Source organism: Brucella sp. TWI559 (assembly GCF_039674265.1).
Lineage (GTDB): Bacteria > Pseudomonadota > Alphaproteobacteria > Rhizobiales > Rhizobiaceae > Brucella > Brucella chromiisoli.
Window position 1 is genome coordinate 1 of sequence record NZ_JBDJNE010000018.1, and the last position, 20,019, is coordinate 20,019.

The window sequence follows — 20,019 nt, forward strand, 5'->3', positions numbered from 1 at the left end:
CACTATCGCGGCATTGCAACACGTTACGACAAAAACCCGGCCAATTTCCTGGCTGCTGTCAAACTCATCGCTGTCCGCATCTGGTGCATCAGTTTATGAGTCTACGCCGTAATCCTGCGGCGAGTGACAAAGCAATGGCGCTTGCGCCTGCGAGGAAAATTCGTCTTGTTATCACGTTGAATACCCAGTGTTGGAAGAATTGCGGAGGACGTTACGCGGCGATGGCCGGACGGGCATCGGCGAGCAGTTCGATTGTTTTGAACCGGTGACGACCTTCAGAAACGGGACAGTCGATGATAAATTCAGCAATACCCAATGCTTGATGCAGACGTTTAAGCTCTGCGTGAACGTGAAGAGCCGTGCCACGGACGAGATGGGGCGCGCGTTCTTCAATCGTGTATTGCGTGGCGCCCGCCTGCCTTAAATATTCAAGCGCCTGCTCACAGCTGCCGACATTGACCGGCTGTGAACCTTCGGCGCCGACACGGAAGCGGCGCGTGTCAACGGCTAGCTCCTCTGCTTCCGCTTCACTTTCGGCAACGATCACACTGATAGCCAAAACGGCAGGGCGCTTTGCAATTGCTTGATAAGCATCAAGTGCGTCTTTGATCGCTGCCGGATCGCCCTGAATGTGGCCGGCATAAACGAAATCCCAATTAAGCCGCGCGGCAAGCCGCGCACTTTCCACGCTCGCGCCGAGCAGGAAAGGGACCGGCTTCTGAGGTGGAACCGGATAGGCGGCGAGATGATTTTCGTCATCAGCGTTTTTGACGCAATGGCGAAGATATGCGTCAAGCTCAGTCAGTTGTTGTGTGAAGGACGGCTTGCGTTCAGGGTCATAAGCGCCCTGCAACGCGCGTGTTGAGAGTGGCAAGCCGTCTGGCGCTTTGCCGACACCCAAATCAACACGTCCTGGAGCAAGAGAGGCGAGGAGATTGAAGTTTTCGGCTACTTTATAAGCACTATAGTGCTGCAACATGACGCCGCCGGAACCAATTCGGATATGCTGGGTATGAGCAAGCAAAAAGCTGATCAGCACTTCCGGCGAAGAACTGGCAAGTGCTGGCGAATTGTGATGCTCCGCGACCCAAAAGCGACGAAATCCTGCCGCTTCTGCTTTCTTTGCAAGCTTTATCGTACGGCTAATCGCCGTTCTGGCTTCTTCGCCATCATGAAGAGGGCTTTTGTCAAGAAAGCTAAGCGCATAAGGCATTTTATCCTCGTTGGTAATTTTAATGAAGATATAGCCTATATTTTCTTGGTATTTTTTAATATAGCAATGTTCTTCTAATATTTATTTCATCATTAAACGTTCATGCCATGCAAATCATAAAATAACGATGCATTTTACGGAAAATATGCTTTTTCATTTTTGGTGTTTTATTTCTTATAAACACATATGAAGAATTATTTATTTCTTACGAGGGTTATTATGATAGATGTTATTACCCAATCATCGCTTTTCGATCCTGCTGCGCAGCCGCTCATTGATGGTCTCGTTCATGAGTATGAGAGCCGTTATGCAAATCTCGATCGTCCCGGCGGCGCGCGAACAGAAATCCTGCGCTATCCGGTCGAGGTATTCTCGCCGCCGTTGGGTGGCTTTTTGCTCTTGCAGCGAGATGGTGAAACCATCGCTGGTGGTGCTTTTATGAGCCATGACGATGAGACCGTGGAGCTAAAGCGCATCTGGACTGCATCACACCTGCGCAGGCAGGGGCTGGCACGCCGCATCGTTCTGGCACTTGAAGAGGCTGCCGGAAAATTAGGTTACACCCGCGCCTATCTTTCGACTGGTTTTCGGCAACCGGAAGCCAACGCTCTTTATATTTCTCTCGGCTATCGCCCGCTTTTTGATCCTTCAGTTGATCCCCGGCATTACCGCTCGCTGCCTTTTGAAAAACACATCGGTGCCAAGCTGGGCCAAGGAACATCGACACCGATATACGCGCCATCCTCATCTTTCGAGGAGGCAACATTGCGTGTGCAGGAGCGCAAAGCCGCGCAGGAAGCAAAAATTCTGGCGAGGCTTCAAAGCTATCGCGAAACCGCTACTTAAAAAGGAAACAGAACTATGCCTCTTTCACATATCGAACATTTTGCCTTTCTCATTCCCGGCAGTCATCACGAAGACAATCCCGCGCAAGGACTTGAAGATACGCTTCAGCTTTTCGAGCATGGCGAGCGACTTGGCTATGACAGCGGCTGGGTGCGCCAGCGCCATCTGGAGCGCGGCATATCTTCTGCGGCTACCTTTCTAGCCGCAGCAACACAGCGCACGAAGCGCATCGGTCTCGGTACGGCGGTCATTCAGCTTGGCTATGAAAATCCGTTTCGTCTGGCAGAGGATCTGGCGACCGTGGACTTGCTGTCACACGGCAGGCTGAATGTTGGTGTTTCGGTCGGTGCACCCCCCTTTGCACATTTGATTGAGGATTTTGTTGATGCGGTTCCAATCGCGGATTACAGCCACTCCCGCGCAGAAAAATTTGCGCGCGCTCTTCGCTCCGAGCCGCTTTCCGAACAGACGGAAGCAGGCAATGCCGCAGGCGCCCAAATTCCGCGTTTGAGACCTTTCGCTGAAGGTCTGACTGATCGTTTGTGGTATGGGGGTGGTTCGCAAAATTCTGCACGATGGGCCGGACAAGCAGGCTTTAACCTGCTGACCGGCAATATCATCACGGGTGAAAACACGGATGATTTTTTAACCGCACAACAAGCATTGATTAAACGCTTCCGCCAGGAATGGCGGCATGAACGTGCACCGCGTGTTGCTCTTGGCCGCGTGATCCTGCCCACCGACAGTGCAAATCCGGATACGCGCCGCCGATATAAAGAGTTTGTCGCCGAGCGCGATCGGCGGACGGGTTTTGCCCATGGCTCGCGCCGTACACTTTTCTTGCCGGATATTGTCGGTACGACAGAGGAAATTCTGGAAACGCTTCGCAAAGATCCGGTATTGCCGCTTGTTTCCGAGTTTCGCCTGGAACTGCCTTACGAATTTTACGCCGAGGATTATGCGCAAATTTTGCGCGATTTTGCGCAGCTTATTCCGGCTTCTGATGCCGCGCGCTCAAAACTCAGCGCTTCTCGTGCTGGTTAACGATCCAACTCATTCATTGATGATCGGAATAAAACCATGACGCAATCCAATGCTCTGCTCTTTGGCGTGGGTATCAATGTTGCCACCGCCTCCCAAAATGCCGATAAGCCAGCAAGACAATTCTGGGCAGACCTCACAACGCCGTTTGATGATGCTTTTGCATTTCTGACCCTTGAAGATGGCTTTGCCAACAAGAACGGCGATGGGCTGGATGCCATATTGCTGGCAAACTGGCTGGCTCCGCGTTTGACTCACATGGGAATATTTGCTGGCGCTCCGGTGAATTTTCTGGAGCCGTTTCACGTTTCAGCTTATTCACTGGTCCAATGTAAGGCGATGTCTCATTAAGGTTAGCGGCGTCACGGCAACAGCTTGATACGGGGCGAGCGACAGAGATGCTTAATCTTGCCGCTGCCGTAAAGAAACTGCCTATAGTGCTTTCCGCTGCGTAGCGGACAATAATAAACTATCACGCTTGGGGACTAAACCACTAGTAAAGCAGACGAGTGCGTATTGTGCCCGGAATCTCGCGCATAGCCTGAAGAACCTCGTCAGCATGATCTTCCATTGCATCCCCCTCAATCACGACATAACCAACCTCGCCATCGGTCTGCAAAAACTGGCTGATAATGTTGATATTATGCGATGAGAAGATATTGACCAAACTGTTGAGAATGCCCGGACGGTTTTCATGCACATGCATGAAACGCGTGCCGTTTGGACGTGCAGGCAATTGCACCTGTGGGAAATTGACCGCACCGAGCGTCGAACCCACATCGGAATATTCCACCAGCTTGCGGCTGACTTCCATGCCGATACGCTCCTGCGCCTCTTCGGTGGAGCCACCGATATGCGGTGTGAGAATGACATTCTCCAGCCCCTGCAACGGCGAAACGAACGGATCCTTGTTGGATGCTGGCTCAACCGGGAAAACGTCAATCGCAGCCCCTGCGAGGTGACCTTCCTTGAGAACCTTGGCGAGTGCTTCCAGATCGACTACAGAACCACGCGCATTGTTGATGAGGAAAGCCCCCTTCTTCATCTTGCGCAGCTTGGCTTCGGTGATCATCTTGGCCGTCGACTTGTTCGATGGCACATGCAGGCTGATCACGTCCGAAATTTCAAGCAGCTCATCAAGTGTTTCGGTCGGGATCACGTTGCCATATTGCAGTTTGTCGGTCATGTCGAAGTAGCGGACCGTCATACCGAGGCTTTCAGCCAGATTGCCAACCTGGGAACCGATATTGCCATAGCCAACAATGCCCAGCGTCTTGCCACGCACTTCGCGGCTGCCCGTGGCACTCTTGTCCCAGCCGCCGCTATGCGCAGAAGTGGAGCGCGGGAAAATGCGCCGCATAAGCATGATGATTTCGCCAATCACCAACTCGGCAACGGAGCGTGTATTCGAGAAAGGCGCATTGAAAACCGGGACACCGCGCTTACGCGCTGCTTTCAGATCAACCTGATTGGTGCCTACCGAAAAACATCCGACGGCAATCAGACGCTGCGCTGCTGCAAACACTTCATCGGTGAGCTGCGTGCGCGAGCGAATACCCACGATATGTGCGGACGAAATTGCTTCAATCAGATCAGCCTTGTCCAGTGCTTTTGGCAAATGAACGACATTGGTGTAGCCTGACGATTTGAAATAATCGACAGCAGACTGGTTGATACCTTCGAGAAGAAGAACATTGATACGCTCACGCGCGAATGAAAGACGTGCAGTCATGTTGGGGGCTTCCAGGCTTCGGCTATGCTGATGAATTCGCCATATAAGGTTGTCGACATTGATCGCGAGAGCGACTTAGCATCCAAAGCGCAAGAAAAAAACCAAATTCGACGACAATTGACCAATTGACGTCGTATTTGGATAATCATTCCTCATTCGCAGGCTATGCACCGATAAATATGCTTAAAACAGCGTTTAAGCGTCGCTTGGAAGCGCGTTAAAAAATGAACAAAGAAAAAATCTGGTCCCTATTCCTTAAAGCATAATCCTCATCGGCAACGTTCGTACAAAAGTGTTGGGCAAGTGCCCGTCACGTTCTGCGCTTGGTTGCAACCATGAAAGCATCGAGTTCTGCGCGTGTTCCCGCCCCCTCCATCGGCCCCCGTCGCGTAACATTACGCGCACCGGCGGCACAGGCGTAGTTAAGCGCAACATCGGGCGACAGACCCAGCCTGCGGCAAGCAACATAAGCGCCGCCAAAGCAATCACCGGCGCCGGTGGGATCGATTTCATCAACGATAAACGCGCTCTGATGAAGCTGTGTGCCGTCGGCTGCAAAATAACTTGCACCCTCGCCACCGCGCTTGAGTACGATCTCTTTCACGCCCAGCTTGAACAGATGCCCGATTGCGTTGGCCTCGCCTTCAATCCCTGCCGCAAGCTCAAGCTCTTCGCCAGATGGCAGCAACAGATCCGTCATGGAAATCAACCGTGCAAAAAACTGCGCCGTATCTGCATCCTGTTTAATTTCCTTACGCAGATTGGGATCAACAGAGAGCGTCCCGCCCCGCGCCTTGATGATGGTAACCGCTTGTTCGATTACTCCGCGCGCCGCAGGCATCGACAGTGCCGATCCCATGACGTGCAGATGCCCGGCACGGTGCGCAAGCTTTTCAACATTGGCGGTCCAGCCAAAGCGAGACGCAGCAGACTGTACAATATTGAAAACAAAATCGCGCGACCCATCAGATCGATAGCGCACAAAAGCACTACCGGTCGGAAAATCCTTATCAATGGATATGCCCGCAACATCGACTCCATCATTCTCAAGACGCGTGATATTCACACGTCCAAAATCGTCGTCTCCCACACATCCAACCATAGCGGACTGATTGCCCATACGCGCGCATTGCGAAATGAAAATTGCCGGAGCGCCACTTGGATAAGGACCAATCAGTGGCTGTGCTTCGAAAAAGCCGTCGCCCACGGTTGTTGCAACGATCTCGACCAGTATTTCGCCAGCGCAAATGGTGGGGCCAAGATCATCCGGGGAGAGCACAGAAAACGTCATTCTTATTCACTCGCTATGTCGTTGACGAAGTTAAAGGTCGGTAACCGTTGGCAGAATAAATAAACTTCAGACATTTTGAAGCGTGAAAGCCAAAAAGACCGTAAAGAAAAAGCGGCTGTTATGGTCACAGCCACCCCGTTCTCATCTATTTTCAGATCGTTTAATTCGCAGGCAGATCGGAAAAATCACCCTGGCGCATTAAGGCAATACCGTTCTGGTCAAACAGATGGCAGAATTGCGCGTCGATACCAATTTTGCTTGCTGCATCGCTGCTAACAGGTGCCGTGCCCGGCGTAATGATGTAGAAGGTTTCGCTCATGCCTTCCGGCACGCTGTAAACAATCGTCTGCTGTCCGAGGCGTTCAACGACAAATGGCTGCACGCTGATCATTACCGGGCGCGGCGGCGGCTCCGTTGAAGATGTCGGCATGGTCATGGGCTTCGTTGCCGGCCTTGAAGCGGTGCTTATGTTGCTCTGGGCGCGTATCGGGCGCAGCAAAAGCCAGATCAGCATCTTCTTTGTCGCGTCGGTTCTTTATGCAATCTATCTGGTCTGGCTTGCATTCCTCACCACACGATGGAAGATTTACGCAGCATCAGCAATCGGGGGGATCGGCACAGCGCTTTTTGCAATTGGCACAAGCGTTGCTGGCTATGGAACCGTCTCCATTATGGGGGCTATGGCGGGATTGGCGAGTGTCGCAATACTGGCGAAGGTAGAGTACAACAAAAGCTGAGGGGGGATGCCTTGAACCGGATAATACTGGAAGTATGCGTTGATGATGCCGAAGGTCTTGATGCCGCAATCAAAGGCGGTGCAGACCGGATTGAACTTTGTTCAGCACTCGCAATCGGCGGACTGACGCCTTCCATTGGCCTGATGCAGCTTGCAGCCAAAGCGCCAATTCCGATCATGGTAATGATACGGCCCCGCGCCGGCAGTTTCGTGTGGTCGGAAGATGAATTGCAGATCATGGAAGCCGAGATTGCAGCAACGCGCGCACTTGGCCTCGCAGGCGTGGTGATTGGTGCCAATCTGCCCGATGGCAAGCTTGATAGGCCAGCCCTGAAAAGGCTGGTGAATGCAGCCGATGGTCTTGAAATTGCTCTGCATCGCTCAATTGACCTTACCCCTGACACAGCGGAAGCGGTGCAAATGGCGGCTGAGCTTGGAATCAACCGGATTTTGAGTTCAGGCGGTGCTTTGAAAGCCACATCCGGTCTTGAACGCCTTGCTAAAATGCAGCGTGCTGCCAAAGACAAAATAACCATCATGCCGGGTTCTGGCGTGAATATAGGAACAGTTGCAGCCATCGCCGCTGCCCTGCCTGATCTCGCCGAAATTCATGCATCTTGCAGCGCCGCAATCAACACGGACGAAACCTTACTGAATTTTGGCTTTGCTGTGCCCGGCGCAACAAGAACCACATCCGCAAAAGTAGCCGAATTGCGTGCAGCGCTTGATGCCATTGCCGACGGCAGACAGCCGCCTTCCTGATTGTGAAGGAAAAGCAAAAGTAACTTGTGTTGAAATAAACAGAAGGCATTAGAAATTTGTGTTGAAGTAAAGTTTTCTTTTAACTAGACAACTACGACACAAGGAAAGGGCCGGAGTTGCAGCCGACAGAAGACCTCTATCAGACTGTGCAAGCGGCAGTGCCGGAGCTTACTCCGAAGCTGCGCGGCATATGCCTGTTGATCGAAAATGATCCGGTAGGTTTCATTCGCTCCACGGCACGCGAATTGTGCAATCAACTTGGCACGTCAGAGCCGACGCTCATCCGCTTCTGCCAGCGCTTTGGCTATGCAGGGCTTGCCGATTTCCGCATTGATCTTGCCTTGTCACTTGCCCAGCGCCCCGGTCTCGTTCCCACAGGCGTGGAAGCCAATCCGGTTGACCGCCGTGCCGTCAATTTCGACGCCAAGGATGCCATTGGACGCAAGGCGGTTCATTTGCTCGAAGGCGATACTTCGGTGCTGTTTGATAACGGCTCAAGCGCCGAGCGTCTGGCCGCTCACCTTGGCAATCTCGCACCGCTCATCGTCATGACCCGCAGTCTCGACGTCGCACAAAGTGTGCTGCGTCACAAACAGCATCAGGTGATGCTGACCGGCGGCAGCATACGCCGTGAGACCATGTCCGTCTCCGGACGACTGGTTGAAACTGCCCTTTCTGAAATGCGCTTCGACACCTTTGTGATGGGGGCGGACAGTATCGATCCGGAAACCGGTGTGAGCACTTTCCTGGAAGACGAAGCCCACGAAAACCGTGCGATGATTGAAGCCTCGGGCCGCATCATCGTGCTGGCCGATAAAAACAAATTCAGCAAACCACGGCTGCATCGTATCTGCGCAATGGATCGGATCACAGCCATCGTAACCGATCTTGAGCCAAATCACGACATAGCCAACCGCATCGGCGAGCGCGGCGTGCGTGTCATCAGTACTCAAGAGGACGGTATTCATGACTAAACTGGAAACGAGCCATACCTGGCAGGAAATTCACGCACAGCCGGGTATCTGGCAGGCATGGGCTGCTCCGCTTGCCAAACAGTCGGCTGAAATCCGCGCATGGATCGCCGCCAAGGGTATCAAGCATATCGTTTTCAGCGGCGCCGGCACCTCGGCCTTTATCGGTCAGGCACTGGCATCAGCCAAGACTGGCGCGATTTCGCTCGAAGCAATTGCAACAACCGACATTGTTTCCAATCCGTCTGAAACGCTTTGCGATGATAGCGAACTGCTCGTTGTGCAATTTGGCCGCAGCGGCAACAGCTCGGAAACGATTGCAACGCTCGACCTGCTGGACGCGCATTTCCCAAAGGCGCACCGCCTCAACATTACTTGCAATAGCGAAAGCGCACTGGCCGTTCGCAAAGCGAAAGGTCCGGGCGACCAGCGCGTGATCGTTCTGCCGGAAGCAACGCACGACCGCGCCTTTGCCATGACGTCGAGCTATACGACGATGCTCCTATCGGCGCTCGCCTGCATTGACGGCACGGTTGATGTGGCTGCGAAACTTGAAGCACTCTCCGCCGCGGGCGCAAAAGCAATTGCACAGCTTGATGCAACCCCTGCCCCACATCCAGAACGCGCGATTTTCCTGGGCTCCGGTGCACTGACCGGCGTTTCACGCGAAAGCGCACTCAAGGTTCTGGAACTGACTGCTGGTCAGGTTATGACCAACTGGGACAGCACGCTTGGCTTCCGTCACGGACCAAAGGCTTCTGTTGTCGGCAATACCCGCGTTGTGGTTTTCATTCACCCGGATCAGCACACCGCGCGTTATGATCGCGACATTGCCGTTGAGATTGCGCAGCAGTTCCCTTCCGCAACCGTGACCACTGTTGGCGGCGAAGGTTGTGATCTTGCGCTTGATCTGACTGGCGACAGCCGCTGGGATGCCGTGCTTTATGTGCTTCTGGCGCAGATCTGGTCTGCCCGCTGGTCGGCTGAACTTAATCTTAACATCGACAACCCGTTTGTTGATCAGGGCAACCTGACACGCGTTGTTTCCGGCGTTAAGATCTACCCGTTTACAGCATGAAAAACGAGGTCAGCATGATCTGCGGCGCTATTGATCTCGGCGGCACTAAAATTGAGGGTCGCCTGTTCGACGCGAATATGGAAACAGTTCTGACACGGCGCATTCCAACGCCTGTCAGCGACTTCGATGCTTTCATCGATGGCTTGTCCGCGCAGATTGAATGGCTGACCGAAACGGCGGGCAGTCCAAACTTGCCCGTCGGCATCAGCCTGCCCGGCTGGATTGATCCGGCCACCGGCCACGGCTTTGCATCCAATATTCCGATTACTGGTCGCGATGTGGGCGCAGCGCTTCAGAAACGTTTCGGGCGCAGCTTTCCGCTGATGAACGACTGCATGGCTTTCGCCTATTCGGAAGCGCATGGCGGTGCAGCCGAAGGAAGCGAAGCAATGATTGGCCTGATTGTCGGCACCGGCATGGGCGCTGGTGTTGTCATCAACGGCGAGATTCCGCCGCGCTATAATGGTCTTGCACTGGAAATTGGTCATACGGGTATGCCTGCGCGAATCTTAAGCGAGCAGAGCCTTCCGCTGATCCCTTGCGGCTGCGGCAAGACAGGTTGTATGGAACGCTATGTTTCCGGCACGGGCCTTGCTGCTATTTCCCAAATTAAGCTCAATGAGACCATCTCCAATCAGGAACTGACATTGCGCGCGTCCAATGGCGATGCGAACGCAGAAAAGGTGCTCGATGACTGGGCTGACCTGATGGCGGAATCGCTTCTGACCATGCAGCTTGTTGTCGATCCGGATTGTTTTGTGTTGGGCGGCGGCCTGTCCAATATAGATGGCGTCACTGAGCGCGTTTCAAAAGCATTTGAAAAGCGCAAGCTTGGCCCCACGCGTATTCCCGCCATCAGAACTGCACGTTTCGGCGATAGTTCGGGCGCACGCGGCGTTGCCCTATACGCCTTAAATAAATCAGGAGAAAGCCAATGACTCGTCTCGTCGCCCCCGATTATGTGTTTCTGAACAGGCGGCTTCAGACTGGTCTCGTGGCCGAGATCGGCACTTCTGGTATCACGCGCCTTCGTCCGCGCAAATCGGACGAGACGTCCGATCTCACGCCGCATGTGCTGATGCCAGCCTGTATCGACCTTCAGGTCAATGGTGCAGGCGGCGTCATGCTCAACTCCGACACCAGCGCCAAAGGCATCGCGCATATCGTCTCGACACTGCGCAAACTTGGCACGGGCTGGGTTCTGCCAACACTGATTACCTGTGAGCCGGAACGCATGATCGAGGCCGCCCATGCAGCAGTCGAGTGCAAGAACATGGATGGCTTCTTCGGTCTGCATATTGAAGGCCCGCATCTCAATCGTGCCCGCAAAGGCACCCATCGCGTTGAATTCATTCGCCCGATGGATGCATCCACGCTTGAAGCGCTCAAAATTCTGCGCAAGGCCGATGTGCCTGTGATGCTCACGCTTGCACCGGAAATGGTGTCGGGTGACACGATCCGCGAGATCGCTGATATGGGCGTGGTGGTTTCCGCCGGTCACACCAATAGCACGACGGAACAGGCACGCGCCGGACTTGAATCTGGCATCAGCTGCTTCACCCATCTTTACAACGCCATGCCGCCCATGACATCGCGTGAGCCGGGTGTGGTCGGCACTGCAATCGGCAGCGATGCTTTTGTCGGCATCATTGTTGATGGGCATCATGTGACATGGGAAATGGTCGGTATTGCATGGCGCGCACGGCCAAAGCGCGACCGCATGTTCCTTGTATCTGACGCCATGTCCACCATTGGCGGGCCGGATCATTTCGAGCTTTATGGCGAGCGGATTGAAGTGCGAGATGGTGCGCTTGTTAATGCAGCCGGTTCATTAGCTGGTGCCCATATCGATATGGTCGGCTGCCTTGCCAATCTCGTTCAGCATGTCGGCGTGCCGCTTGAAGAAGCCATTCGCGCGGCCTGTGTTGTGCCTGCCGATGTGATGGGCAAAGCTGCCCCGAACCTTGGCGCAGGCACGCCACTGCCAGAGCTTCTCGCTTTGGACGGCAATCTGAAACGAATTTCTCTCTGAAATTTATCTTATACCCACGGAGTCCTGTTATGAGCAGTACGCAGACCTTGAGCCAACTTCCCGCCCGTTATGCGAGCGGCGCGCGCGGAGGCATCACCTCGATCTGCTCGGCCCATCCGCTGGTCATTGAAGCAGCCCTTCTTGAAGGCATTGCCACCAACACCGATGTTCTGATCGAAGCGACCTGTAATCAGGTCAATCAGGATGGCGGCTATACCGGCATGACACCGGCTGATTTCCGCCGTTTTGTCGAAGACATCGCAGCGCGTCTTGGCTTTAACACCAAGCGGCTTATTTTAGGCGGCGATCACCTCGGCCCAAATCCGTGGAAGCATCTCACTGCTGAAGAAGCGATGGCAAAATCCGAAGTGATGATGGATGGCTTTGTGCGTGCGGGCTTCACCAAAATCCACCTCGACACCTCCATGGGCTGTGCCGGTGAACCCGTTGCCTTGCCTGATGCCGTGACCGCAGAACGCGCGGCCCGTCTTGCCAAGGTTGCAGAAAAAGCAGCTGCCGAATCCGGCTTTGATCTGCCTGTCTATATCGTCGGCACGGAAGTTCCAATTCCCGGCGGCGCGATGGAAGAAATCGAAGATCTGGAACTGACCAAGCCAGATGCAGCTCTTGAAACCATCGCCATTCATCGCAAGGCTTTTGCAGCGCTTGGTTTAGAAGATGCATTCTCGCGTGCCATTGGCGTTGTCGTGCAGCCGGGCGTGGAATTCGGCAATGAAAACGTTGTCTATTACGACAGCGACAAGGCGACTGCTCTCAGCAGCGTTCTCAACGAAACACCACAATTTGTCTTTGAAGCCCATTCGACCGACTATCAGCCGGTTGAGGCGCTCTCCGATCTGGTTCATGATGGTTTTGCCATTCTCAAAGTCGGACCGGGCCTGACCTTCGCACTGCGTGAAGCGCTCTATGGCCTTGATCAGATTGCAGCTTTCTTAGACAAGCTACCGGAAGAAGAGACCGTTCGCGGCAAGCTTGAGAAGCTTCTTCTCAACGAGCCGAAGAACTGGGAGAAATATTATCATGGCGATGCGGAAGAGCTGCGTCTTCAGCGCCATTTCTCCTATAGCGACCGCATTCGCTATTACTGGCCACACCCGGAAGCCGTGGCAGCTGTCAATGCGCTTCTAACGCGTCTTGAAGGCCGCAAAATCCCGGAAACGCTGATCAGCCAGTATCTTGGCACGCTTTATCCGGCTGTTGCATCCGGCAAGGTCGAAGCCACGCCCCATGCGCTCATGGTCGAAGCGGTGCGCAATGTCATCCGCGTCTATGGTCAGGCCGTTGGGACGCATTGATAATGCAGAGTAATTCAGTGAAGCGTTGAGTAAAAGCGGCTCCCATTGAAACGGAACCGCTCTATCTATTTGTTTTCACGCATTATTCCACGCAAAGCCGCTTCGCACTTTTGCTGAAAATGCTCTAGCTTCGCTTTTTACGTTGAAGTGCGGCGAGAACGGAGCGCTCTGAGCTGAGAAGATAGCGATCAAGCTGTTGCGCGGCGATCTCGTTATTGCCGGCCTGAAGCGAACCCAAAAGCTCTGCATTCAACGCAATATACGATTCATGAAGATGCGCGTTATCTTCAAGCTGGGCAAAAACCAGCCGTAATTCCGCAAGAACGAGATCAAAACAGGCGCTCAGCCGGGTGCTGTCGCAAAGCTCCACCATGGCACGGTGAAACTCCATATTGATGGTACCAACCTGCCGCCAGTCGCCTTTTCCCTGGGCCAGAACCGCCTGCTCCAGCAGCGCGTTCATACGCTCTAAAGCCGGGTGAGCGGGAACGGCGATTTGAACGGCGCCTTTCTGAATAACACGCCGAACACGATAAATATCAACGACCGTCGCCTCGTCAGGCGTTGCAACAAAAACACCGCGATTGGGAATATAGGTCAGCAAACTCTGGCTGGTCAGAAGGCGAAAAACCTCACGCAACGTGTTGCGGGATATGCCAAACTGCGCTGAAATCTGTTGTTCAGAAAGCTTGGTTCCGGGCAATAATTCGCCTGTAATCAACATTTCGCGGATTTTAGCGGCGGTTTGGGTCGCCAATGGCTGGTCATCATCAAGCGAAGGCATTGCGTTCGTCATGAATATCCTTCAGACTTTCTCACTCCAGAGCGTGTCGCGCTTAATCGTACCCAATACGCTCGCTCTATGTTCTTGTTGTTACGCATGTCGTTGTTGAAAAACCGGTTCCCATTTTTCCGCGACATGCTTTAAACCGCTCTGCGGCCTGCGCCGCGTTATTCCCCGTGAATTTCCAGCGAGTATACGAATTACATATTGTTGAACAATAAATAATAGGTTATTCAACAATAATCCGTAAAGAATGATTATTCAACCGGGAAGAGACATGGCATTTATCGATCTCAACAGCGACCTCGGAGAAGGCTTCGGGCCATGGCCGATGGGGGACGACACGTCGATGCTGGCAATTGTGACGAGTGCCAATATTGCCTGCGGCTTTCATGCTGGTGATCCTGCCGGAATTCTCAGCGTATTGCGTGAAGCGGCGCGACGGGGTGTGCGTGTTGGCGCGCATATCGGCTATCGCGATCTGGTCGGCTTTGGCCGTCGCAATATGGACCCGTCAAGCAGCGAACTCATTGCCGATACGATCTACCAGATTGGTGCCTTGCAAGGGCTGGCGCAAGCTGCCGGAACAAAAGTCACTTATGTAAAGCCCCATGGCGCGCTTTATAATACCATTGCGCATGACAAACGACAAGCAGCAGACGTTATCGCAGGCATTAAGGCAATCGACCCTGATCTGGTGCTCATGGCGCTTGCAACGGCACCGATTGTGGATCAGGCGCGCGAAGCGGGACTGCGCGTCGTTTGCGAGGCTTTTGCAGACCGTGCTTATAATGTTGATGGCAGTCTCGTTAATCGCCGCCTTGAAGGTTCGGTTATTCATGATCCTGACGTCATTGCAGAGCGAATGCTGCGCATGATCAATGAACAGCGCGTGACCGCCATTGATGGAACCGACATCGCGCTTGATGCGCAGTCGATCTGCATTCATGGCGACAATCCGACAGCCGTTCAAATCGCCCGCACATTGCGCAGCACACTTGAGGCACGCGGCGTAGAACTCAAGCCTTTCGTTCATACTGCATCATGAGTGAACGCCTGCGCTTTCTGCCTTCCGGCAGCGACAGTTTTCTGGTCGAGCTTGACGATCTTGGCATAAGCCTGACATTGCTTGATGCGCTGCTCGCAGCTGAGCTTAAAGGCATTTGCGAAGTCATTCCCGGCGCGCGCACCATTATGGTGCACTTTGACCCCTTTATGACGGATCGCGCAAAACTGACCAAGCAGATTGCGAAGCTTGATCTGTCGGTTCGCAGGTCGCGCAGTGGTGCATTTTTCGAAATCCCTGTTTGCTACAATGGTGAAGATCTTGATGATGTCGCGGCTTTCCTTGGCTGCTCCGTCGAAGAACTCATTTGCCGTCATACGCAAGCAACCTATACGGTTGCCTTTACCGGCTTCGCACCCGGCTTTGCCTATATGACCTGCGACGACCCCAGCTTTGATGTCCCACGGCGTCAAAGCCCGCGTGTAAAAATTCCGGCAGGATCGGTGGCGCTTGCTGGCAAATTCGGCGGCATTTATCCATCCGACAGTCCCGGCGGCTGGCAATTGCTTGGCACAACACCGCTTGCCATGTGGGACACGACCCGCAAACGTGCAGCCCTGCTTGCACCCGGCGATCGCGTGCGCTTTCGCGATATGGCCAAGAGTGAAACCACTCCTGTTTCAAAGCCCGCAACCAAGCTGGACAATTCTCGCAAACCCGCAGACGGCCTGCTTGTCACGCAGGCTGACCGCCCGGCACTGTTTCAGGATTTGGGCCGTTTGGGTCTTGCAAGTCAGGGCGTCTCTCAATCGGGTGCGCTTGATCGCAGAGCGATGCTTGAAGTCAATCGCTGTCTTGGAAATCTGCGTGATGCTGCGGTTCTTGAGATTAGCTTCGGCGGCTTTGCCTTCAAGGCTGACCGTGCGGTCACTGTGGCTGTAACCGGCGCGCCCTGCCCGCTAACCATCCGTACAGCCAAGCAAACAAGACTCACCGCGACGTTTTCAAGCCCCATCGCACTCAATGCTGGCGACGAGCTGATCCTTGGCGTCCCGCCCGAAGGCATGCTGAGCTATCTCGGACTGCGCGGGGGATTTGCTGTTGACGACGTTCTCGGGTCAAAAGCCCGCGATACACTTGCCAAAATTGGCCCGGAGCCCATTGCGGTTGGCGACATATTGGTGCCCGCCAATGGCCCCGCACTTGCAGTCAGTGATATTGGCCACGACCAGCGCCGCCTGCCCCGCGCAGGTGAAGTTGTTACACTGGATATTGTACTTGGCCCCCGCACCGATTGGTTTACGGCGCAAGGGCTTGCAACCCTCACAGCCCAGGAATGGGATGTCACGCCGCAATCAAGCCGCGTTGGTATGCGCCTGTTCGGATCGGCAACAATCGAACGCGCCAACCACGATGAATTACCATCCGAAGGCACAGCCCTTGGGGCAATTCAGGTGCCACCAAACGGGCAACCCGTGCTTTTTCTGGCCGATCATCCTTTGACAGGCGGCTACCCGGTGATTGGTGTTGTGGCCAGCCATCATCTCGATCTGGCGAGCCAGATACCCATCGGCGCCCGTATCCGTTTTAACCCGATCTCTGCTTTCGAGCCGCAGGAAATCATAGTCTGATGAAAAAGCTGCTTATCGCCAATCGTGGCGAAATTGCCATCCGCATCATCCGCGCAGCCCGCGATTATGGTGTGGCATCTGTTGCAATCTATTCCGATGCCGATGCAAATTCACTGCATGCAGAGCTTGCAGATGAGGCCTATGGCCTTGGTGCAGGCCGCCCGGCGGATACTTATCTCAATATTGCAAAAATACTCGACATTGCAAAACGCGCCGGTGCCGATGCAGTGCATCCCGGCTATGGTTTCTTGTCGGAGCGTGCCGAATTTGCCAAAGCCGTCCTTGATGCTGGCCTCATCTGGGTAGGTCCGTCGCCAGAAGTCATCACTTCACTGGGCGACAAGGTTGAAGCACGGCGCATTGCCGAAAAAGTTGGTGCCCCCCTCGTCAAGGGGTCAGCCGGTCCCTTGGCATCTGCTGCAGAAGCGGTGGCTTTTGCACGCGAGGCGGGCTTACCGCTTGCGATCAAGGCGGCCTTTGGTGGTGGCGGTCGCGGCATGAAAGTTGCCTATCATCTGAACGAAGTCGGGGAGCTTTTCGATTCCGCGGTGCGGGAAGCCATTGAGGCCTTTGGACGTGGCGAATGCTATGCAGAACAGTTTCTTGAAAAACCTCGCCATATCGAAGCGCAGGTGATCGCCGACACGCATGGCAACACCGTGGTTCTGGGTACGCGGGACTGTTCACTGCAACGCCGCAATCAGAAGCTCGTTGAAGAAGCACCTGCACCCTTTATCACGCAGGACCAGCGCAACCGTATTCATGAATCCGCGCGCGCAATCTGTGCAGCCGCGGGCTATACCGGGGCTGGCACTGTCGAGTTTCTGCTTTCGCAGAATGGCACGATCTCGTTTCTGGAGGTCAACACCCGCCTTCAGGTCGAACATCCAATCACCGAAGAAACCACCGGCGTCGATATCGTGATCGAGCAGTTGCGGATTGCGGATGGCGAGAAGCTGTCGGTGACCGAAACGCCGACACCACGCGGCCACGCCTTTGAATTCCGCATCAATGCAGAAGATCCCGGCCGCGGCTTCCTGCCAACGCCGGGCATGATCACCCGTTTCCGCGCGCCTTCGGGTCCGGGTGTGCGCCTTGACACCGGCGTCGAGAGCGGATCGGAAATACCGGGCCTGTACGACTCCATGATGGCCAAGCTGATCGTCACAGGGGCAACACGCAAGCAAGCACTGATCCGTGCGCGACGTGCGCTGGCCGAGTTTAAAATTGAGGGTGTGGCTTCCGTGCTTCCATTCCATCGTGCGGTTGTCGAAGAAAAAGACTTTACCGGCGAAGATGGATTCAACGTCTTCACCAACTGGATCGAGACTGAGTTCCGGGGTGTTGAACCATCGGCAAGGATTGATCCCGTCGATGGTGGCCTGGTGCGCAGCTTCATCGAAATTGACGGCAAGCGCCATGACATCGGTTTGCCGGCGGCGTTATTTTCCGGGCTAAACACACCCCAAAAACCGGCATCAACTGTGCCACAGGCCGCAGAGGGAGCCGTTACAGCCCCCATTCCCGGCACATTTCAGCAATGGCTGGTCGAAGATGGTGCAACGGTGGCTGAGGGCGAAATCATTGCGATTATCGAAGCCATGAAGATGGAAACACGCATTGCAGCACCGCGCTCAGGCAAGATCAGCCTTTGTGCCGAAGCAGGCAAGAGCGTAAGCCTTGGTGCTGCGCTTGCCATCATCGAATAAGCCTCCGCTAATTTAGAGCGTGTCTTGCCCTACAACCGTTTCACACTTTTCGGGATGCGCTCTAATCCAGCCCCAATGGATCGGCGATGCGTGGCCAAAGCTCCATACTCGCCTTTCTATATTGGGTAACGGCTGCATCGGTCGGGTAAGATGTTGGCGCCGCTATATAAACGATTTCTGACGCTATCGGCTGAAAGCCAGCCTGAAAATGGTTGGTCGATTTAACCAGCAGATAATCCTTGGCTGCAAAATCAATATCGAGATTGGAAAAGATATTCGGCTCATAGGTCTGTGAGCGGCTGGTAATCAGGATAATATCGATCGTCGTTCCAACCGGTCTGATCACCGCCACCCGACCGAGATTGACCCGGCTCTTGCGGAAGCTTTGCCATCCGGCATCCATCACTTTCTGAATTGTGACGCGCAGATCAAGCGGCTCTCCGCCATGCCATGACGATTTTCCGCCAATACGAAGCTCAAGTTCAGCGCCCTCGCCTGCCGCATGACAAAACGACACTGCGACCGGGTCCCAGATCGTTGCCACGGCAAAATTATCCATTCCGCGTTGCAGCATATGACGCAGGATGAAAGTGGCATCACCGGCAACACCACCACCGGGGTTGTCCCATATATCAGAAATGACAACAGGCAAAGACGCATTGGATTTGCGCACTGCTGCCACATGATCAAGCCCGGCATCGGTGTCAAACATCGGCATCGCCGTCAATTTACGCATACGATAAAGCTCATGGCCAAGCCTTTGCGCCAGCGCATCGCCTTTCGCTTTTTCATTATCGCTTACGACAACAATGCGGGTTCCCATATCCGGCACATCGCCCGCCATGAAGCCGTGAATAACGGAGATCGACAAAATATCGTCTTTGCCCTGCATGCGGTTTATCCGGTCCACAAAAGAGCGCATCGGCTCGCGGTTTGTCGGATAAAGCGTAATCATGCGGCAATCAAAGGTCGAAATAACAGGCTTTATCTCGCCACGCAAAGCGCGAAGCGTCAAATCAACCACATGCTCACCGCGCTCCTCAAAATCCGTATGGGGGAACTCAAGAAAGGCCGCCATCAGATCAAGATTGGCAACACGCTTGGCAGACAAATGGCTGTGTGGATCAAACTCGGCTGTAACAAGAACATCTGGCCCCACAATCGCGCGGATATGCGCAAGAAAATCGCCTTCCGGGTCATCGTAACCCTGCGCAACCATTGCTCCATGCAACCCCAGAACCACGGCATTCACCGGTAATGCCGCTCTCAGCTCTTTTAGAATTGTATCCCGTAACGTCTCATAGGTTTTGCGCTGGATAAGACCGGCAGGCTCAGCCCAGCAGGATGTTCCTTCAATCACGCTAAGCCCATGCGCCGCAGCGCGTCGGCGCAAAACCGGCACAACCGAAGAACACAACGTGGGCGTATCCGGGTGCTCACCAGGCCCTGCATAAAATGCCGCTTTGAAGGCATCCATATCCGTTGGAACGGGAGAAAATGTGTTGGTTTCAGTTGCAAGGGAGGCGGTGAAGATGCGCATGATATGAACCCGCAAGAGCGCCAAGGGCGAAGGATGTTGGAAGTCGTCAAGGAACGCGCAGATGCAAAGCGTTAAAGCGGCGATCTGACAATATGAACGCGATTGCGCTCGCTTCTCCACACCGCACAGCAATGCTTTGCACAGAAATTCAACTTAGAGCATTACTGAATTAAGTTGAATTATTAAATGTTCTATCTTTTTGTTTTTACGCATGATCCCACGCAAAGCCACCTCGCACTTTCGCTGCAAATGGCCCAGAGTCTACCCCCACCATTTTCCAGCCGAGATTCATCGCTGGGGCCGCATTTCCGTTTTGTACCAAGCTTTCGCA

Annotated in this window: 19 protein-coding genes and 1 pseudogene; 14 read left to right on the forward strand and 6 right to left on the reverse strand. The window is 54.1% G+C overall.

Annotation, left to right across the window (positions count from 1 at the left end; translation table 11 throughout):
- Positions 1–99: pseudogene (locus ABE530_RS16760) on the forward strand (IS5/IS1182 family transposase); the annotation flags it as partial.
- A gap of 112 nt (positions 100–211) precedes the next feature.
- Here ABE530_RS16760 and ABE530_RS16765 read toward each other — a convergent pair.
- Complete coding sequence (locus ABE530_RS16765) at positions 212–1,213, reverse strand: MsnO8 family LLM class oxidoreductase (RefSeq protein ID WP_499695274.1); 1,002 nt, start codon at positions 1,211–1,213, stop codon at positions 212–214.
- Positions 1,214–1,432: 219 nt separating this feature from the next.
- On the opposite strand from ABE530_RS16765, the gene ABE530_RS16770 reads away from it, so the two are divergent.
- From ABE530_RS16770 to ABE530_RS16780, 3 genes are read left to right on the forward strand one after another with little or no spacing between them, the layout of a single operon-like run.
- On the forward strand, positions 1,433–2,059 hold the full coding sequence (locus tag ABE530_RS16770; protein ID WP_499695275.1) for a GNAT family N-acetyltransferase: 627 nt from the start codon (positions 1,433–1,435) through the stop codon (positions 2,057–2,059).
- 15 nt (positions 2,060–2,074) lie between these two features.
- Entirely contained in the window at positions 2,075–3,103 is a 1,029-nt protein-coding gene (locus ABE530_RS16775) for an LLM class flavin-dependent oxidoreductase (protein WP_499695276.1), read from the forward strand.
- Between the two features lie 36 nt (positions 3,104–3,139).
- A complete protein-coding gene (locus tag ABE530_RS16780; protein WP_499695277.1) occupies positions 3,140–3,451 on the forward strand; it encodes a hypothetical protein in 312 nt (103 codons plus the stop codon).
- A gap of 142 nt (positions 3,452–3,593) precedes the next feature.
- On the opposite strand, the gene serA is transcribed toward ABE530_RS16780, so the two are convergent.
- The 3 genes from serA to ABE530_RS16795 all read right to left on the reverse strand — a co-directional run bounded on the left by serA (position 3,594) and on the right by ABE530_RS16795 (position 6,559).
- A complete protein-coding gene (gene serA / locus ABE530_RS16785; RefSeq protein WP_265985926.1) occupies positions 3,594–4,832 on the reverse strand; it encodes a phosphoglycerate dehydrogenase in 1,239 nt (412 codons plus the stop codon).
- 310 nt (positions 4,833–5,142) lie between these two features.
- Positions 5,143–6,123, reverse strand: coding sequence for a tagatose kinase (locus ABE530_RS16790; RefSeq protein WP_499695278.1), 981 nt, complete (start codon positions 6,121–6,123; stop codon positions 5,143–5,145).
- A 160-nt stretch (positions 6,124–6,283) separates the two neighbouring features.
- Entirely contained in the window at positions 6,284–6,559 is a 276-nt protein-coding gene (locus tag ABE530_RS16795) for a hypothetical protein (protein WP_499695279.1), read from the reverse strand.
- On the opposite strand from ABE530_RS16795, the gene ABE530_RS16800 reads away from it, so the two are divergent.
- The 7 genes from ABE530_RS16800 to ABE530_RS16830 all read left to right on the forward strand — a co-directional run bounded on the left by ABE530_RS16800 (position 6,552) and on the right by ABE530_RS16830 (position 13,018).
- Positions 6,552–6,860: a hypothetical protein gene (locus ABE530_RS16800; protein ID WP_499695280.1), complete on the forward strand. Its 309-nt coding sequence runs from the start codon at positions 6,552–6,554 to the stop codon at positions 6,858–6,860. The two genes, ABE530_RS16795 and ABE530_RS16800, sit on opposite strands and share 8 nt — an antisense overlap.
- 11 nt (positions 6,861–6,871) lie before the next feature.
- Positions 6,872–7,621: a copper homeostasis protein CutC gene (locus ABE530_RS16805; protein ID WP_499695281.1), complete on the forward strand. Its 750-nt coding sequence runs from the start codon at positions 6,872–6,874 to the stop codon at positions 7,619–7,621.
- A gap of 116 nt (positions 7,622–7,737) precedes the next feature.
- Complete coding sequence (locus tag ABE530_RS16810) at positions 7,738–8,595, forward strand: DeoR/GlpR family DNA-binding transcription regulator (RefSeq protein WP_499695282.1); 858 nt, start codon at positions 7,738–7,740, stop codon at positions 8,593–8,595.
- Positions 8,588–9,670: an SIS domain-containing protein gene (locus ABE530_RS16815; RefSeq protein WP_499695283.1), complete on the forward strand. Its 1,083-nt coding sequence runs from the start codon at positions 8,588–8,590 to the stop codon at positions 9,668–9,670. Before ABE530_RS16810 ends, ABE530_RS16815 begins: the two co-directional genes overlap by 8 nt.
- Before the next feature lie 14 nt (positions 9,671–9,684).
- Positions 9,685–10,608 carry an ROK family protein gene (locus tag ABE530_RS16820; protein WP_499695284.1) on the forward strand — a complete coding sequence of 308 codons (924 nt, stop codon included), beginning with the start codon at positions 9,685–9,687 and terminating at the stop codon, positions 10,606–10,608.
- Positions 10,605–11,702 (forward strand): N-acetylglucosamine-6-phosphate deacetylase, encoded by a 1,098-nt coding sequence (nagA, locus tag ABE530_RS16825; RefSeq protein WP_499695285.1) that lies wholly within the window; start codon positions 10,605–10,607, stop codon positions 11,700–11,702. Before ABE530_RS16820 ends, nagA begins: the two co-directional genes overlap by 4 nt.
- 29 nt (positions 11,703–11,731) lie before the next feature.
- On the forward strand, positions 11,732–13,018 hold the full coding sequence (locus tag ABE530_RS16830; RefSeq protein ID WP_499695286.1) for a D-tagatose-bisphosphate aldolase, class II, non-catalytic subunit: 1,287 nt from the start codon (positions 11,732–11,734) through the stop codon (positions 13,016–13,018).
- A gap of 124 nt (positions 13,019–13,142) precedes the next feature.
- Here the strand turns inward: ABE530_RS16830 and ABE530_RS16835 are convergent, their stop codons facing one another.
- Entirely contained in the window at positions 13,143–13,814 is a 672-nt protein-coding gene (locus tag ABE530_RS16835) for a GntR family transcriptional regulator (protein ID WP_265985936.1), read from the reverse strand.
- Positions 13,815–14,079: 265 nt separating this feature from the next.
- On the opposite strand from ABE530_RS16835, the gene ABE530_RS16840 reads away from it, so the two are divergent.
- From ABE530_RS16840 to ABE530_RS16850, 3 genes are read left to right on the forward strand one after another with little or no spacing between them, the layout of a single operon-like run.
- A complete protein-coding gene (locus tag ABE530_RS16840) occupies positions 14,080–14,850 on the forward strand; it encodes a LamB/YcsF family protein (RefSeq protein ID WP_499695287.1) in 771 nt (256 codons plus the stop codon).
- Positions 14,847–16,439, forward strand: a complete 1,593-nt coding sequence (locus ABE530_RS16845) for a 5-oxoprolinase subunit B/C family protein (protein WP_499695288.1) — start codon at positions 14,847–14,849, stop codon at positions 16,437–16,439. Before ABE530_RS16840 ends, ABE530_RS16845 begins: the two co-directional genes overlap by 4 nt.
- Complete coding sequence (locus ABE530_RS16850) at positions 16,439–18,148, forward strand: acetyl/propionyl/methylcrotonyl-CoA carboxylase subunit alpha (RefSeq protein WP_499695289.1); 1,710 nt, start codon at positions 16,439–16,441, stop codon at positions 18,146–18,148. The genes ABE530_RS16845 and ABE530_RS16850 overlap by 1 nt, the downstream gene beginning before the upstream one ends.
- Before the next feature lie 61 nt (positions 18,149–18,209).
- Here the strand turns inward: ABE530_RS16850 and ABE530_RS16855 are convergent, their stop codons facing one another.
- Entirely contained in the window at positions 18,210–19,688 is a 1,479-nt protein-coding gene (locus tag ABE530_RS16855) for a M81 family metallopeptidase (RefSeq protein ID WP_499695290.1), read from the reverse strand.
- Positions 19,689–20,019 lie beyond the last annotated feature (331 nt).

Bases quoted from the DNA above. Each gene is read 5' to 3' on its own strand.
- ABE530_RS16765 (WP_499695274.1), bottom strand. From the start codon at position 1,213: ATGCCTTATGCGCTTAGCTTTCTTGACAAAAGCCCTCTTCATGATGGC.
- ABE530_RS16770 (WP_499695275.1), top strand. From the start codon at position 1,433: ATGATAGATGTTATTACCCAATCATCGCTTTTCGATCCTGCTGCGCAG.
- ABE530_RS16775 (WP_499695276.1), top strand. From the start codon at position 2,075: ATGCCTCTTTCACATATCGAACATTTTGCCTTTCTCATTCCCGGCAGT.
- ABE530_RS16780 (WP_499695277.1), top strand. From the start codon at position 3,140: ATGACGCAATCCAATGCTCTGCTCTTTGGCGTGGGTATCAATGTTGCC.
- serA (WP_265985926.1), bottom strand. From the start codon at position 4,832: ATGACTGCACGTCTTTCATTCGCGCGTGAGCGTATCAATGTTCTTCTT.
- ABE530_RS16790 (WP_499695278.1), bottom strand. From the start codon at position 6,123: ATGACGTTTTCTGTGCTCTCCCCGGATGATCTTGGCCCCACCATTTGC.
- ABE530_RS16800 (WP_499695280.1), top strand. From the start codon at position 6,552: ATGGTCATGGGCTTCGTTGCCGGCCTTGAAGCGGTGCTTATGTTGCTC.
- ABE530_RS16795 (WP_499695279.1), bottom strand. From the start codon at position 6,559: ATGACCATGCCGACATCTTCAACGGAGCCGCCGCCGCGCCCGGTAATG.
- ABE530_RS16815 (WP_499695283.1), top strand. From the start codon at position 8,588: ATGACTAAACTGGAAACGAGCCATACCTGGCAGGAAATTCACGCACAG.
- ABE530_RS16820 (WP_499695284.1), top strand. From the start codon at position 9,685: ATGATCTGCGGCGCTATTGATCTCGGCGGCACTAAAATTGAGGGTCGC.
- nagA (WP_499695285.1), top strand. From the start codon at position 10,605: ATGACTCGTCTCGTCGCCCCCGATTATGTGTTTCTGAACAGGCGGCTT.
- ABE530_RS16830 (WP_499695286.1), top strand. From the start codon at position 11,732: ATGAGCAGTACGCAGACCTTGAGCCAACTTCCCGCCCGTTATGCGAGC.
- ABE530_RS16835 (WP_265985936.1), bottom strand. From the start codon at position 13,814: ATGACGAACGCAATGCCTTCGCTTGATGATGACCAGCCATTGGCGACC.
- ABE530_RS16840 (WP_499695287.1), top strand. From the start codon at position 14,080: ATGGCATTTATCGATCTCAACAGCGACCTCGGAGAAGGCTTCGGGCCA.
- ABE530_RS16845 (WP_499695288.1), top strand. From the start codon at position 14,847: ATGAGTGAACGCCTGCGCTTTCTGCCTTCCGGCAGCGACAGTTTTCTG.
- ABE530_RS16850 (WP_499695289.1), top strand. From the start codon at position 16,439: ATGAAAAAGCTGCTTATCGCCAATCGTGGCGAAATTGCCATCCGCATC.
- ABE530_RS16855 (WP_499695290.1), bottom strand. From the start codon at position 19,688: ATGCGCATCTTCACCGCCTCCCTTGCAACTGAAACCAACACATTTTCT.